This window comes from Streptomyces sp. NPDC021115, assembly GCF_044333065.1.
In the GTDB taxonomy this organism is placed as follows: Bacteria; Actinomycetota; Actinomycetes; order Streptomycetales; family Streptomycetaceae; genus Streptomyces.
The window spans coordinates 108,309-124,099 of the sequence record NZ_JBIRQF010000003.1 but is presented as its reverse complement, the minus strand read 5'-3'; the positions used below and the strand labels follow the sequence as shown (position 1 = coordinate 124,099).

The following is a 15,791-nucleotide window of genomic DNA, read 5'->3' as shown; positions in this document are numbered from 1 at the left end:
CCACCCCCGGCCGGACCGCCGGCCGGATGACCGAGAGGACATCCCCGTGCCGACGATCCGGCTCACCGTGCTCGGCGACAGCTTCGTGGAGGGCAGGGGCGACCCGGCGCCCGGTGACGGCTTCCGCGGCTGGGTCTCCCGGTTCGCGGGCGGGCTGAACCTGCCGCGCAAGACCGTGCTGAACCTCGGTGTGCACGGCGCCACCACCCAGGCGGTGGTGGACGGCCAGCTGCGCCGCGCGCTCGTCAACAAGGCCCCGCTGACCGGGGTCGTCGTCGGGGTCAACGACCTGATCGGCGACTACGAGCGGACCCGCTTCCGGCGCAACCTGCACACCATCTTCAGCTCGCTGGCGGGCGCCGACACCACCGTCCTGACCGCGAGCTACCCCGACATCCCCGCCAACCTGCCGCTGCCCGAGCGCTTCCGCGCCCAGATGCGCGAGCGCTTCGCCGAGGCGAACGCGGCGCTGTACGACATCACCCGCGCCACCGGCACGCTCTGCCTGGACATCGGCAGGCTGCCGGAGTGGCGCGACCCCGCGCTCTGGTCCGGGGACGGTCTGCACCCCAGCCCGCTCGGCCACCAGCGGTTCGCCGACTCCATGGCCGAACTGTTCTCCCGCACCACCGGCATGACCGGTCTGCAAGCCGCCTGACCGCGGCCCCCTTGATGAGTTCCCGGCAGTGAGTTTCCCGGAAGGAAAGACATGAGCGAGGAGTTGGCCGACCGCCGGCTGGCCCGCACCCCGATCGCCATCGTCGGCACATCGGGGCTGTTCCCGATGGCGCGCAACCACCGCGAGTACTGGCAGAACGTCGTGGACGGGACCGACTGCACCCAGGAGGTGCCCGAGTCCCGCTGGCGTCTGGACGACTACTACGACGCCGACCCGGACGCACCGGACAAGACCTACTCGCGGCGCGGCGCGTTCCTGCCCGACGTGGACTTCAACCCGCTGGAGTTCGGGCTGCCGCCCAACCAGCTCGAAGTCACCAGCACCATGCAGACCCTCAGCCTCGGCGTGGCGCGCGATCTGCTGCTCGACGCGGGTGCCCCCGAGTCCGGCTGGTACGACGCCTCGCGCACCGGTGTGGTGCTGGGCACCACGGGCCCGGTGCCGCTGATGCACCCGCTGGCCGCCCGGCTCTCCACCCCGGTGCTCAAGGAGGTGGTGCGCAGCTGCGGGCTGACCGCTAGGGACGCCTCCGAGATCGCCGAGAAGTACGTCAAGGCGTTCGCGCCCTGGCAGGAGAACTCCTTCCCCGGTCTGCTGGCGAACGTGGTCGCGGGCCGGGTGGCCAACCGGCTGGGCCTCGGCGGCATGAACACCACGGTCGACGCCGCCTGCGCCGCCTCGCTGTCCGCGATCCGGCTGGCGGTGGCGGAGCTGGTCGACGGCCGCGCCGACATGATGCTCACCGGCGGTGTGGACACCGAGAACACCATCTTCATCTACATGTGCTTCTCCAAGGTCGGGGCGCTGTCGAAGACGGACACCATCAGCCCGTTCTCCGACGCGGCGGACGGCACCCTGCTCGGCGAGGGCATCGGCATGGTGGCCCTGCGCCGCCTGGACGACGCGCTGCGCGACGGCAACCGGATCTACGCGGTGATCCGCGGCATCGGCTCCTCCAGCGACGGCCGTTCCAAGAGCATCTACGCGCCGCGCGCCGAGGGCCAGCGGATCGCCCTGGACCGCGCGTACGCCGACGCCGAGGTCTCCCCCGCCTCCGTCGAGCTGTTCGAGGCGCACGCCACCGGTACGTCCGTCGGCGACCGCACCGAGCTGAGCGCCCTGGGCGACCTGCTGCGCGACGCCTCCGACGAGCCGCACTTCGCCGCGCTGGGCAGCGTGAAGTCGCAGATCGGCCACACCAAGGGCGCGGCCGGTACGGCCAGCCTGATGAAGCTCGCGTTCGCGCTGCACAACAAGGTGCTGCCGAGCACCATCAACGTGGACGAGCCGAACAGCGCCGTCGACTTCGCCGACGCGCCCTTCTACGTCAACGTCAAGACCCGCCCGTGGATCCTCGACCCGCAGCGGCCCGTGCGCCGGGCCGGAGTGTCCGCGATGGGCTTCGGCGGCACCAACTTCCACATCGTGCTGGAGGAGCGGGCGGCGGAGGCGGCCGAGCGGCGCGTCACCCACCGCACCGCGCAGGCACACCTGTGGCATGCCCCGGACCCGGCGGCCCTCCTGGAGCGCTTGCGGTCCGGCGCGCCCGCCTCGGACGCGGACGACATCCCGGCCGGTCACGCCCGGATCGGCTTCGCCGCCTCGGACGAGGAGGCCGCCGCCGACCTGCGCGAACTCGCCGTACAGCAGCTGGCGGCCGACCAGGATGCCGAGGAATGGACGCATCCGCGCGGCGTGTACTTCCGCCGCGGCGCCGCCGAGAACCTCAAGGTCGGCGCGCTGTTCGCGGGCCAGGGCAGCCAGTACCTCGACATGGGCCTGGACGCGGCGCTGAACGTCCCCGTCGTCTCCGCCGCCTTCGACGAGGCCAACGGACACTTCTCCGGCGCGGAGACCCGGCTCGGCAAGGTCGTCTTCCCGCCGCCGGTGTTCGACCCGGAGCAGCGCCAGGAGCAGGAGGCCGCGCTGCGCCGCACCGAGCACGCGCAGCCCGCGATCGGCGCGCTGTCGGTCGGCCAGTTCCGCTACCTCACCGAACTCGGGTTGTCCTGCACGGCGCTGGCCGGGCACAGCTTCGGCGAGCTGACCGCGCTGTGGGCGGCCGGTGCGCTGTCCGACGAGGACTACTTCACCCTCGCCCGGGCGCGCGGCGCGGCCATGGCGCCCACCGACGACGGGGACACCGGCACCATGGCGGCCGTGCAGGCCGGTGAGGAGCGGGTCACCGAACTCCTCGCGGACTTCCCCGGCGTGGTGATCTGCAACCTGAACGCCCCCGACCAGGTGGTCGTCGGCGGCCCGACCGAGGACGTCGAACGGCTCACCGAGGTGTGCGCCGAGCAGGAGATCAACGCGCGGCTGCTGCCGGTGTCCGCGGCGTTCCACACCCGCTATGTCGGCCACGCGGTGGACGCGTTCCGCCCGGCGGTCGAGACCGCCCGGGTCGGGGAGCCCGCCGTGCCGGTGCACGCCAACACCCCCGGCGCCGCGTACGGGGCCGACACCGGCGCCAACGCGCGGACCCTGGTGCGTCAGCTGCTGGAGCCGGTGGACTTCGTGGCCGCGCTGCGGTCGATGCACGAATCCGGGGTCACCGTGTTCGTCGAGTTCGGGCCCAAGCAGGTGCTCACCCAGCTGGTGCGCCGCACCCTCGGCGACGACGTGTACGCCATCCCCACCGACAGCGGCCCGCTCGGCGACAGCGACACCGCGCTGAAGCAGGCCGCCGTGCGGCTCGCGGTGCTCGGCGTCCCGCTCTCCGGCGTCAACCGGTACGCCGAACCGGCCCCCGAACGCGCCGAGTCCGGCGGTATGACCATCGCGCTGTCGGCGCCCGAGTACGTGCCCGAGGAGCGCGCCGCCGCGTACCAGGAGGCGCTGGACAGCGGCTACCAGGTGCGGCTGCCCGCTCCGGAGCCGGTGGCCGGGGCCGCTCCGGTTCCCGTCGCCCCCGCGCCCGTACCCGCTTCCGTTCCCGCCCCCGCTTCCGCCCAGCAGATCAGCGCCCCCGTGGAGGACCCCGTGCGCAGCCCAGTGGAACAACACCTCGCCCTGCACAGCCAGTATCTGGAGAGCCAGTTGCAGGTGGCCGACCAGGTCGCCGACGCCCTGCGGCAGCCCGCGCAGCCGCACACCTCCGAGGCCATCAACGCCGTGGCGCAGCAGAGCGTCGCCATCGGCCGCGCCCACGCCCGGGCGAGCGAGATCCTGGCCACCCTGGCGGAGCTGGACGCGGGCTTCCCCAACGGCGCCTTCGCCGCCACCCCGCGGTCCTTCACCCCGGGTACGGCCGACGGGGACGTCCCCGAGCTGCTCAGCGCGCCCGTACGGCCCGAACTCGCCGTCCCGGCCCCGGCGCCCGCCCCGGCCGCCGCACCCGCCCCCGCTCCGGTGGCGGCCCCCGCCCCCGCCCCCGTGCCCGCACCGGCCCCGGTGGCCGCTCCCGCACCGGCTCCCGCACCCGCGCCCGTCGCCGAGCCGTCGGCGAACGGTGGCGCCGCCACCGGCGACGACGACGTCCGCACCGTGCTCGTCAACGTGATCGCGGAGAAGACCGGTTACCCCGCGAACATGATCGACCCGACCATGGACCTCGAAGCCGACCTCGGCGTCGACTCCATCAAGCGCGTGCAGGTGCTGGGCTCCATCCAGGAGCGGATGCCCGACCTCCCGGAGATCCGGCTGGAACAGCTCGGAGAGTTGCGAACCGTCGATCAGATCGCCAACTACCTGGCCACCGGAGAGGGTGATGTCGACCCAAAAGGGCGTGACGCCGGGGCGAACGCGCCCCGGCAGGCCGTCGACCTCGTGGGGCTGCCCGCGGTCGACGTGATCGAGCGGCCGTACCCGGCGGAGCCGGTCGCGGTCCTGCTGGACGAGGGCGGCGCCGACGGCGGCGCGCTCGCCACCGCGCTGGAGGGCCAGGGCTGGACGGTCCGCCGGACGACACCGCGGGACGAGGCGGCGCACACCGGCCGCGTCGACCTGTACGTGGCGCTGGTGGACGCCGCCGACGACTGGCCGGACGCCGAGCGGCGGCTGACCGAGACGATCCTGACCGCCGGACGGGCCGCCGACACCCTCGATGCGGCCGGCGGCCGGGCCGGGTTCGTCACCGTCACCCGACTCGACGGCGGCCTCGGTCTGCACGGCCGCCGTGGCGCGGTCGCGTCCCTGGTGGGCGGCGTCGGCGGGGTCGTCAAGACCCTGGCGGCCGAGCGGCCCGCGCTGTTCTGCCGCGCGCTCGACATCGAACCGGCGCTGTCCGCGGCGGAGTTCACCGCCGCGGTGCTCACCGAGATCCGGGACGCGGCCCGTGACACCCTCGAAGTGGCCGTCGACGAGCACGGCGCCCGCTGGGGCGTAGTGCCCGGCAGCCACGGCGAGGCCCAGCGGGTCACCACCGTGGACCTCGACGGCGACCTGCCCGCCACCGCCCTGACCGACGCGGATCTGCTGCTGGTCACCGGTGGTGCCCGGGGTGTGACCGCCGAGTGCGTCCGAGCGCTCGCCGAGCACGCGCCCGCCCGCTTCCTGCTGCTCGGCCGCACCGCACTGGAGCCGGAGCCGCAGTGGGCGGCCGGGGTCGCCGACGACGGCCTCCAGCCCGCCGTGATCGCCGGTCTCGCGGCGGACGGGACCCGCCCCACCCCGCGCGAGGTGCGCCGGGTACACGGCGCCCTGCTGGCCCAGCGGGAGATCCGCGCCACGCTGGCCGCGCTGGGCGACCGCGGGGAGTACGTGGCCGTCGACACCACCGACCGGGACGCCGTCCACGCGGCGCTGGAAACCCACCGCGACCGGATCACGGGCGTGGTGCACGGCGCCGGGGTGCTCGCCGACGCGCTGCTGCCGGACAAGACGCCCGAGCAGATCGCCAAGGTGCTCGCCCCCAAGCTCGACGGGCTGCGCCATGTGCTGGACGCGCTGGACGGCACCGCGCTGCGCCATCTGGTGCTGTTCACCTCGGTGGCGGGCCTGCTCGGCAACCCGGGCCAGGCCGACTACGCGGCGGCGAACGAGGCCCTGTGCCGGTTCGCGGCCGGATGGCGGCACGTCCACCCCGAGGCGCGGGTCACCGCGATCGACTGGGGCGCCTGGGACGCCGGGATGGTCACCCCCGAGCTGCGGGAGCTGTTCACCGCCCGTGGCATCCCGCTGCTCGACCCCCGGGTCGGCGCGCGGGCGTTCGTCGGTGAGTTCGCCGGGCCGCCCGCCACCGAGGTGTGCGTCCTGGTCGGCGAGAACACCGCGCTCGGCGGCGGCCGGCCGGCCGTGGCCCCGGCCTTCTCCGCCCACCGGGACCTCACCGGCATCGACGCCGACGAGGTGATCCAGGCCCACCGGATCGGCGAACACGCCGTGCTGCCCGCCACGTTCGGCCTCGGCTGGCTCGTCGGCGTCGCGGAACGGGCCCACCCGGGCCTGCGGGTGGTGCGCGCCCTGGACTACCAGGTGCACAAGGGCATCGTCTTCGACGGCACGGTCTACGAGGACTTCCGCGTCCAGGCCGAAGCCGAGGCGGGCGACGGGGACGAGGTGATCGTCCGCGCCGCGGTGCGCAGCCGCTCGGCCGCCGGGGCGCTGGTCTCGCACTACGCCGGTACGCTCCTCCTCGCGCCCGAGCCGCCGGAGGCGCCCGTGATCGACGTACCGCCGGTCACCGAGAGGCCCGAGGACGGTCTCGACATCTACCGCGAGGCCACCCAGTTCCACGCGCCGCGCCTCCAGGGCATGCGCCGGGTGCTCGACCGCTCGGCGGAACGCATGGTGCTGCTGTGCCGTCTCGCCGACGCGGACGTGGCCGGTGGCGCGTACGCCGGACGGCTGCACAGCCCGGTCCTCGCGGACGTCCTGCTCCAGGGCCCGCCGGTGCTGGGCAAGGAGCTGCTCGGCGGGGCCTGTCTGCCGCTGGGCATCGGCCGGGCCGAGTGGTACGCACCGCTGCCCGACGACGAGCCGTATCTCCTGGTGCTGGATGAGGCGCGCCCGTCGGCGGGCGGGGTCACGGTGACCGCCACCGCGGCCACGGCCGACGGGCGGGTGCTGTGCCGCTTCGCCGATGTCACCGTCGTGTCCACTCCGGACATGACGGACAAGTTCCGTGAGTCGGTACGGCGGTGGCACCAGCCGTCCGGCCAGGAGGAGACGACCGCGTCATGACCGAAGTCCTGGAGTTCGAGGGCGAGCCGTTCGACGCGGTCGCCTGGACCGCTCCCCCGGCCCCACAACCCGAACCGGCCGCACAGCCCGAACCCCCCGCTCCGGCCGCTCCGGCCGCCGGTGCGGCGCCGCAGCCCGTCTCCACCCTCGTCGAGCTGCGCACCGCCCTGGTCAGCGCCCACTCGGGCGCGCTCCGTGCGCAGGCGGCGCTCCAGCGCCGTCTGCTGGGCCTGCCGGGCCGGACCGCCGTGGCGGCCGGTCCGGCCCCGGCGGCCGCAGAGGGCGCGTTCAAGCCGCTGGCCCGCTCGGTGGTGACCCGGCTGGGCGCCACCGAGCTGCGGCGGCTGGCCGTGGGCGACATCGCCGGGGTGTTCGGCGCCGGTTACGACCAGGAGGACCGCAACCCCGATGTCCGCCTCGCGGACGGTGCCGACGTGGTGCTGTCCGAGGTGACCGCGCTGGAGCTGCGCGGCGGCGCCGAGGGACAGGGCCGGGTGGTGGCGCGTACGGTGCCGGGGGCCGACCCGGTCGAGGCGACCGTACAGGCCGCCCAGGTGTTCGCGCTGTTCACCGGGGTGCATCTGTGCCTCGCCGACGCACGGTTCGTCCGCGTCGCCCCGGAGCACACCCGCGTCGAGCCGGACCCGGCCACCGACACCGATGCCGACACCGACACCACCGGGCTCGATGTCGAGGTGGAGTGGATCGACCTGGTGCCGCGGCCCGGGCTGCGGGTGCGCGCCCGCAGTGGCGGCGCCGTGGTGGCCGGGGTCGAGGTGGCCGTCCACGAGAAGCCCGGGGTGCCGGTCGGCCCCGAGCGCGGCGGCTTCCCCGCCCGGTGGCTCGGCCGCAAGAGCGCGCGGGGCGAACGGGTCCTGCTCGGCGAGTTCCAGCTCGCCCATCTGGCCCGGGGCGACCAGGGCCTCGCGCTGGGCCCGGAGTTCGCCCACTACACCGGCATCAAGGCGACCCGGATTCCCACCGGCGGGCTGCTGCTCGTCGACCGGGTCGTCGACATCCAGGGCGAGCGCGGACGGCTCGACAGCGCCACGTACCAGACCGAGTACGACTCCCCCGCCGACTCCTGGTACTACTCGGACACCGCCAACGCGTCCATGCCCAACTGCGTCTACATGGAGACCTCCCTCCAGTCGGCGCTGCTCATCGGCTACCACCTCGGCGCCACCCTGAGCAGGCCCCACGAGACGCAGTGCCTGCGCAACCTCGGCGGTACGGCCACCGTGCTGCACGAGGTCGATCTGCGGGACACCACCATCCGGCAGGATTCCGCGCTCACGTCCACCACGCCGATGCCCGGCTCCACGCTCCAGAGCTTCACGTACACCCTCGCCGCGAACGGGGTGCCCTTCTACTCCGGGGAGACCCTGTTCGGCTACTTCAGCGAGGAGGCGCTGCGCAACCAGACCGGCCTCGACGCGGGCCGCGACGTGCCCACGTGGCAGGACGAGAACCCCACCGCCGAGGGCCGTGTCATCGACGTCGCCGCCCGGCGCGCCGACCCGGCCGCTCCGCTGTGCTCCCGCGACAAGCTCGCGCTGCTCGACGAGCTGACCGTGGTGGACGGCGGTGGCCGGTACGGCAAGGGCTATCTGCACTCGACCCGGGCCATCGACCCGGACGACTGGTTCTTCGTCCGCCACTTCCACCTCGACCCGGTGATCCCCGGTTCGCTCGGCGTCGAGACCGTCCTCCAGGCGATGCAGGAGTGGCTGCTGGACTCCGGCCTCGCCGACGGCATGCGCGACCCCGGCTTCGTACTGCCGGTCGGTGTGCCGTTCACCTGGAAGTACCGGGGCCAGTTCCTGCCCACCGACGGCTCCACGACGCTGGAGGTGCACATCAAGGAGATCCAGCACAAGTCCGGGCGGCTGCGGGTCATCGGCGACGCCAGCATGTGGAAGCCGGGCCTGCGCATCTACGAACTCACCGACATCGCCATCGAACTGCGCGAGCAGGGAGCCGCACCGTGGTGACACCGACCGACCGGGCGGCGGGCGTGGCCCGGGAGCCCGAGGCGATCTACCGCGAGCTGAATCTGCTGGACCGTCCGTGTTTCGTCGTCCGCGACGAGCTGGGCGTCGGGGTCACCACCGACGCCCGGCTCGCCCGCCGGGCCCAGGTGCTGGCCGCCGTGCCGTCCCTGCCGACCGGCTCGCTCGGCGACACGGCCTTCCGCGCCGCCCATGGCGTCGGCCACGCCTACCACGGCGGGGCGATGGCCAATGGCATCGCGTCGGCCGACATGGTGATCGCCCTGGCCCGGGCCGGTTTCCTGGGCTCGTTCGGCGCGGCCGGGGTGCTGACGGACAAGGTGGACACCGCGATCCGCCGCATCACCGCCGAGGCACCGGGCGCGCCGTTCGCCGTCAATCTGATCCACAGCCCGAACGAACTCGCCATGGAGCGGGCCGTGGTGGAGCTGTGCCTGCGCCACCAGGTGCGCTGCGTCGAGGCGTCGGCGTTCCTGGACCTCACCCCGCAGGTGGTGCACTACCGGGCCGCCGGGCTGTCCCGGGACGCCGAGGGCCGGGTCACGGTGGCCAACCGGATCATCGCCAAGGTGTCCCGGGCGGAGGTGGCGGAGCGTTTCCTGCGCCCGGCGCCCGAGGCGATGCTGCGCTCCCTGGTGGAGTCCGGCGCCATCAGCGCCGAACAGGCCGAGCTGGCGCGGCGGGTGCCGATGGCGGACGACATCACCGCCGAGGCGGACTCCGGTGGCCACACCGACCGGCGCCCGCTGGTGGTGCTGCTGCCCGAGCTGATCGCGGTGCGCGACCGGATCCAGCGCGAGCTGGGGTACGCGCGCCCGGTGCGGGTCGGCGCGGCGGGCGGCATCGGCACCCCGGCGGCCGCGGCGGCCGCGTTCGCGCTGGGCGCCGCGTATGTCGTCACCGGCTCGGTCAACCAGGCGTGTGTGGAGAGCGACCAGTCGCCCGGGGCGAAGGAGCTGCTGGCGTCCGCCGGGGTGGCGGACTGTGTGATGGCTCCGTCGGCCGACATGTTCGAGGTGGGCGTCGATGTGCAGGTGCTCCAGCGCGGCACGATGTTCCCCGGCCGGGCACGGCGGCTGTACGAGGTGTACCGGACGCACGACTCGCTCGAATCCCTCGGGGACGGCGAGCGGGCCGAACTGGAGAAGCGTGTCTTCCAGCGCCCGCTTCAGGACGTGTGGGAGGACTGCACCCGGTTCTTCGCCGAGCGGGACCCGGAACAGATCGAGCGCGCGCGGGACAACCCCAAGCGCCGGATGGCGCTGGTGTTCCGCTGGTACCTGGGGCTGTCCTCGGGGTGGAGCATCCGCGGGGTGCCCGAGCGGGCGGCGGACTACCAGATCTGGTGCGGCCCGGCGATGGGCGCGTTCAACCAGTGGGTCGCGGGCACCCATCTCGCGGCGCCCGCGCACCGCCGCGTCGCGGAGGTGGCCACGCACCTGATGCGCGGCGCGGCCTTCGCCTCCCGGGCGGGCCAGCTGCGGCTGGCCGGGGTGCGGCTGCCCGCGCAGTGCGCCACGTACCTGCCGGTGCCGCTGACGGGCTGAGCACACCACGCGGAACGGGCCGGGACTTCGTACCTCGAAGTCCCGGCCCGTTCCGCGTCGTCGTACTACTTGATCCCGGAGCGGACGAACGCGTTGACGATGTTGCGCTGGAGCACCAGATACAGCGCGAACACCGGCAGGCAGGCGAGCCCCGAGACTGCCATCAGCGGCCCCCAGTCGGTGCCCTCGGTGCCCATGAAGCTGCGCAGCCCCAGCTGGAGGACGGCGTTGCTGCGCTGCATCACCATGGCGGGCCAGAAGTACTCGTTCCACGCGTTGACGAACAGCACGACGGCGAGCGCCGACAGCGCCGAGCGCATATTGGGCACCACGACGGTCCACAGCGTCGTCCAGGAGGACCGCCCGTCCATCGCGGATGCCTCCAGCAGCTCCCGGGGAAAGCTCTCCAGATGCTGGCGGAGCAGCAGCACACCGAGCGCCGAGCAGAGGGTCGGGACGACGACGCCCATCAGGGTGTTGAGCAGCCCGAGCTGCATCAGCAGCACATAGTTGGGCAGCATGGTGACCTGGAAGGGCACCAGCCAGGTGCCGACGAACGCGATGTACAGCAGCCGCTTCAGCGGGAAGTTCCACGCGGCGAAGGCGTACGCGGCGAGCAGCCCGGTGAGCAGCTGGCCGACGGCGATGAGCCCGGCCATCGCCAGGGTGTTGAACAGCAGATGCGCCACGTCGACCTTGCGGGCCGCATCCGTATAGCTCTGCACCGACAGCGGCCAGGGCAGCGGGGACAGCGAGTAGGCGTCGCCGGGGCGGCGCAGGGACGTGGCGTACAGCCAGTAGATCGGGAACACGCAGAGCGCGCTGAGCACCGCGAGCACCCCATGGGCGCGCACGGTGCGCAGGCGGCCGCGGTCACCGACGGCCTGTTCGGACACGGTGAGTGAACTCCTCAGTGACGTAAATCAGTTGTCGTGGAAGGCCAGGCGTTCGGACAGCCACACCAGCGCGGCGGCCACCAGCCCGAAACCGACGAAGAGCAGCATCCCGGCCGCCGCGCCCATGCCCGCGTCGTAGCTGCGGAAGCCGTAGTCCCACAGCAGGTAGTAGACGTTGGTGGTGGAGTCGGCAGGGCCGCCCTGGGTGAGCGAGTCGATCAGCGGAAACGTCCACTGCGCGGACAGCAGCACGGTCATCAGCATCAGGAAGACCAGCGTCGGGGAGAGCAGCGGCAGGGTGATCCAGCGGGTGATCTGCCCACGGGACGCGCCGTCGAGGGCGGCCGCGTCCGCGTAGTCGCCGTTGATGCCGGACAGCGCGGCGGCCACCACGAGCACGGCGAAGCCGAGCACATGCCAGCCGGTGATCAGGATGATCGCGATCTGGGCGTAGCCGCTCTCCTGGAGCCAGTTCACCGAGGTGCCAGTGGCCCGGTCGACCACGCCGCCGCGCGGATCGAGCAGCCATCCCCACACCGCGGCACCGGCCACCGGGGCGACCAGCATGGGCGAGAACACCAGCGCCTGGTAGACCGCCCGGGAGCGGCCGCCGAGCCGCCGGGTGAGCAGCCCGACGACCACCGGGATGACGATGGAGAACGGCAGCAGGCCGAGGATCACCTCAAGGGTGCGCCACAGCGCGTCGCCGAGCTCCGGGGAGTCCATCATCCGACGGTAGTTGTCGAGCCCGACCGGCTCCATGGGCGTGGTGGGCAGCAGGTTCCAGGAGTAGAACGACAGCTGGGCGGTCTGCGCCAGCGGCCGGTACACCCAGATGCCCAGCAGGATCAGGGCCGGGGCGAGATACAGATACGGCGGCGCCGCGCGCCGGATCGCGCGCGGCAACGAGGGCCGCGCCGCCCTGGGGGCCGTGTCCAACGGCCGGGGCGGCGCGGAAACCTCCATGAACATCTCTGTCACTCCGTCGTCTCGGGCGGGTCGGTTTCGGGGGTCAGCTCCTGGACGAAGCGCACCATCGCGTCGCGCTGGCTGTCGTACACGGCGGGCCCCGGCTCGACGGGCACGGCGGTGGTCACCAGGTTTCCGTCGATGAGGTCGATCCGGCTGAATCCGGCACCCTCCGTGCCGCGCAGCCTGCCGCTGGGGGACATCGCGTCCACCCGGTACGCCAGCGCGGGCGACACCCACACCGGGACGGCGCCCAGCACACCGGAGCTGGTGTGATGGGCGTGCCCGGTGACGATCAGCCGCACATCGCTTCCGGCGACCACGGCGCCCAGCCGCTCGGCGCCGCGCAGCCGCAGCAGGTGCACGGTGGGCACCGGGGACGGCAGCGGCGGGTGGTGCAGCACCAGCACGGTGCCCTGGGGCGCGGGGCGGGCCAGTTCCTCCGCCAGCCAGCCCAGCTGGGCGTCGTACAGATGGCCGTCGTGGCGTCCGGGCACGCTGCTGTCCAGCACCACGATCCGCAGGCCCCCGACCCAGTGCACCCGGTCGGCGGACTGCTCTCCGTCGAGCAACTCGGTGCGGAACGCGGTGCGTTCGTCGTGGTTGCCCGGTACGTACACCACCTCGGCGCCGATGCGCTCCGCGAACGGGGCGATCACCCCGCGCAGCCGACGGTACGCCTCGGCGGCGCCGCTGTCCGTCAGGTCGCCGGTCAGCAGCAGCGCGGACACCCGGGCCCCGGAGGCCGCCACCAGCTCGATGGCGGCCTCCAGGTTGGCGAGCGTGTCGACCAGCCCGTGCATCAGCTCACCCTCGGGAAGGATGTGGGTGTCGCTGAACTGCACGAGGGTCAGCTCGGGTGTAGTCATCTACTTGGCCGGGAGCAGCTTGGACGCCTGCTTGCGGGCGCCCGCGAGCGTGGACTTGGGGTCGGCGCCCTGGTAGACGGCCTTCTCGACCGCGTCCAGCATCTCGTTGCGCGCCTGGATGTAGTTCTTGCCGGGGAAGGACTGCCACGGCTCCATGCGGGCCAGCTGGTCCAGGTTGGGCTTGATCAGCGGGTTCTGCTGGGCCCAGGTCTTGAGGCCCTTGGGGTCGTCGACCAGTCCGGTGCGCAGCGGCAGGTAGCCGATCTTGCTGGAGATCATGGTGTACGCCTGGTCGCTGGTGAGGAACTTGATCAGGTCCCAGGCGGCGCGCTGCTTGGCCTTGTCCTTGGCGTAGACGAACAGCGCGGAGCCGGAATTGGTGGGGACGACGGGCTTGCCGGTGAAGCCGGGCGAGGTGGTGGCCCGCAGGTCCCACTTGTCCTTGGAGCCCTTCATGAAGAGCCCCTGGACCGCGCTGGTCTCCAGGATCATTCCCATGTCGCCGCGGGCGAACTCGGTGTACGCCTGCTCCTGGTTGAGCTTGGGGGTGGCCCCGGACTTCACCATGGCCTGGGCGTTCTTGACGGCCTCGACGGCCGGGGGCTGGTCGAAGGTCAGCGCGGAGCGGTCCTGCGAGATGACCCGCCCGCCGTTGGAGCGGACCATGGACTGGAAGCACCAGTCGGTGGCGATCTTGGTCAGGCAGTCGCTGTAGTGGCCGTCCTTGCCGGTCTTCTTCTTGATGGCGAGTGCGTCCTTGGCCACCTCGTCCCAGGTCCTGGGCGGCTTGGCGGGGTCGAGACCGGCCTTCTTGAACAGCGAGGCGTTGTAGTAGAGGACCGGGGTGGAGAACACGAACGGGACGCCATAGGTCTTGCCGGACCAGTCGCCGAGCGCCTGGGCGCGGGTGGCGTACGGGTGGGCGCCACCGAAGTTCTTCCGCACCTCGGCCTTGCCCACCAGGTCGTCCAGCGGCTGCGCCCCGAGGCCGTTGACGGCGTAGTCCAGGTCGCCGAAGCCGAGCTGGGCGACGTCCGGCGGGTTTCCGGAGGCGGTCTCGTTCTGGACGCTGGAGACGGCGTCGGCGGCCGGGTTGGGGCTGTTCCCCTGCGGCTTCTGTGCGGTCACCTTGATATTCGGGTGGGCCTGTTCGAATTTCTTGATAAGTGCGGTGAACGTGTCCGTCCACGGGCCCGCCTGGCCGAAGTTATAGCTCTCGAAAGTGATCGAGACCTTCTGGTCGGCTGCGAGTTCGGGCACCGGAGAGGAACCGGATTTCTTGTCCTCGGCGGCGCCGAGCCCGCCACAAGCGGAGGCGCCGAACAGGATCACGGCGGTGCCGAGGGCGGCGCCGAAACGGGAACGAGAGGTGCTCACGGGAAATGCTCCTAGTGAAGCGTCTGGGCGTGCTGGTACGGGGAGGGAGCGGGGGACGGGGAATTCGGCGCGGGGGACGCGGCGAAGGAGTCGGATTCCGGGGCGGAGACCGGATCGGGGTTCCAGGTCAGCCTGCGGCCGCCGGCCCGGTCGAAGAGGTGGACATGGTGCGGCGCCACGCCGAGCCCCAGCGCGTCGCCGGTGGAGACGCCCAGCGGGCGCGGACCGCGCAAGCTCACTTCGGCGGAGCCGACGGTGCAGTGGGCGACCTCGTCGCTGCCCAGGTTCTCCACCGCCCGCACCCGGGCGCGCAGCATCGGCGTTCCGGACGGGGTGAGGTGTTCGGGGCGTACCCCCAGCACCACATCGCGCGGGGGCAGGTCGGCGGCGATGCCCAGGGGGACGTCGATGTGCTGGGCCACCGCCCGCAGTTCGCCGTCGCGGCTGACGACCTGGGCGTCCATCAGGTTCATCGGCGGCGCGCCGAGGAAGCCCGCGACGAACACCGAGGCGGGCTCGTCGTAGACCTCGGCCGGGGTGCCCACCTGCTCCAGGCGGCCCGCGTTCAGCAGGGCGATCCGGGTCGCCATGGTCATGGCCTCGACCTGGTCGTGGGTGACGTACACAAAGGTGGAGCCGAGCCTGCGGTGCAGGCTCGTGAGTTCGGCGCGGGTGGAGGACCGCAGCTTGGCGTCGAGGTTGGACAGGGGCTCGTCCATCAGGAACGCGCCGGGGTCGCGCACCAGCGCCCGGCCGAGAGCGACGCGCTGGCGCTGGCCGCCGGACAGCTCGCGGGGGCGGCGGTCCAGCAGCGCGGCGAGGTCGAGCACTTCGGCGACCTCCGCGACCCGGCCGCGGATCTCGGGCCGGGACCGGCGGCGGGCGCGCAGCGGGAAGCCGATGTTCCGCTCGACGCTCAGATGCGGGTAGAGGGCGTAGCTCTGGAAGACCATGGCGAGGTCGCGGTCGCGCGGCGGGCTGTGGGTGATGTCGGTGTCGTCAAGGCGGATGCGGCCCGCGGTCAGCGGGGTGAGCCCAGCGATCATCCGCAGCAGGGTCGACTTGCCGCAGCCGCTCGGCCCGAGCAGGACCAGGAACTCGCCGTGCCCGACATCCAGGCTGACCCCGTCGACGGCGACGGCCCGGCCGAAGCTTTTGGTCACGCCTTCGATGCCCAATCGGCTCACGAGTCAATTCCTTTCCCGCCGGGTTATGGTGCGGGAGAACCAAAACAGCCGCAGATGGATTCGAGGTAAACCAGTCCTGACGATATGCGCTCGTCGGGCGGTGATTGATTTCTTCGATCAGCCGAGTGGAGA

9 protein-coding genes are annotated in these 15,791 nt (G+C 72.6%); 4 read left to right on the top strand and 5 right to left on the bottom strand.

What is annotated here, in order from left to right:
* Positions 1 to 46: 46 nt before the first annotated feature.
* The 4 genes from ACH4TL_RS11045 to ACH4TL_RS11030 are packed head-to-tail and all read left to right on the top strand — an operon-like array spanning position 47 to position 10,361.
* On the top strand, positions 47 to 658 hold the full coding sequence (locus ACH4TL_RS11045; RefSeq protein ID WP_398326327.1) for an SGNH/GDSL hydrolase family protein: 612 nt from the start codon (positions 47 to 49) through the stop codon (positions 656 to 658).
* Positions 659 to 709: 51 nt separating this feature from the next.
* Positions 710 to 6,802: an SDR family NAD(P)-dependent oxidoreductase gene (locus tag ACH4TL_RS11040; protein WP_398326324.1), complete on the top strand. Its 6,093-nt coding sequence runs from the start codon at positions 710 to 712 to the stop codon at positions 6,800 to 6,802.
* Entirely contained in the window at positions 6,799 to 8,796 is a 1,998-nt protein-coding gene (locus ACH4TL_RS11035; protein WP_398326321.1) for a beta-hydroxydecanoyl-ACP dehydratase, read from the top strand. Before ACH4TL_RS11040 ends, ACH4TL_RS11035 begins: the two co-directional genes overlap by 4 nt.
* Positions 8,790 to 10,361 carry a PfaD family polyunsaturated fatty acid/polyketide biosynthesis protein gene (locus ACH4TL_RS11030; RefSeq protein WP_398326318.1) on the top strand — a complete coding sequence of 524 codons (1,572 nt, stop codon included), beginning with the start codon at positions 8,790 to 8,792 and terminating at the stop codon, positions 10,359 to 10,361. Before ACH4TL_RS11035 ends, ACH4TL_RS11030 begins: the two co-directional genes overlap by 7 nt.
* A 65-nt stretch (positions 10,362 to 10,426) precedes the next feature.
* Here ACH4TL_RS11030 and ACH4TL_RS11025 read toward each other — a convergent pair whose 3' ends face one another.
* Genes ACH4TL_RS11025 through ACH4TL_RS11005 form a run of 5 tightly spaced genes read right to left on the bottom strand, consistent with a single transcriptional unit; the run spans position 10,427 to position 15,659 of the window.
* Positions 10,427 to 11,257, bottom strand: coding sequence for a carbohydrate ABC transporter permease (locus ACH4TL_RS11025; RefSeq protein WP_398326315.1), 831 nt, complete (start codon positions 11,255 to 11,257; stop codon positions 10,427 to 10,429).
* Positions 11,258 to 11,284: 27 nt separating this feature from the next.
* Positions 11,285 to 12,229 (bottom strand): carbohydrate ABC transporter permease, encoded by a 945-nt coding sequence (locus tag ACH4TL_RS11020; protein ID WP_398326311.1) that lies wholly within the window; start codon positions 12,227 to 12,229, stop codon positions 11,285 to 11,287.
* 5 nt (positions 12,230 to 12,234) lie between these two features.
* The gene (locus ACH4TL_RS11015) at positions 12,235 to 13,095 is read right to left on the bottom strand and encodes a metallophosphoesterase (RefSeq protein WP_398326308.1); all 861 of its coding nucleotides are present in this window, start codon (positions 13,093 to 13,095) and stop codon (positions 12,235 to 12,237) included.
* The gene (locus tag ACH4TL_RS11010; protein ID WP_398326305.1) at positions 13,096 to 14,472 is read right to left on the bottom strand and encodes an ABC transporter substrate-binding protein; all 1,377 of its coding nucleotides are present in this window, start codon (positions 14,470 to 14,472) and stop codon (positions 13,096 to 13,098) included.
* A gap of 11 nt (positions 14,473 to 14,483) precedes the next feature.
* Positions 14,484 to 15,659: an ABC transporter ATP-binding protein gene (locus tag ACH4TL_RS11005; protein ID WP_398326302.1), complete on the bottom strand. Its 1,176-nt coding sequence runs from the start codon at positions 15,657 to 15,659 to the stop codon at positions 14,484 to 14,486.
* Positions 15,660 to 15,791 lie beyond the last annotated feature (132 nt).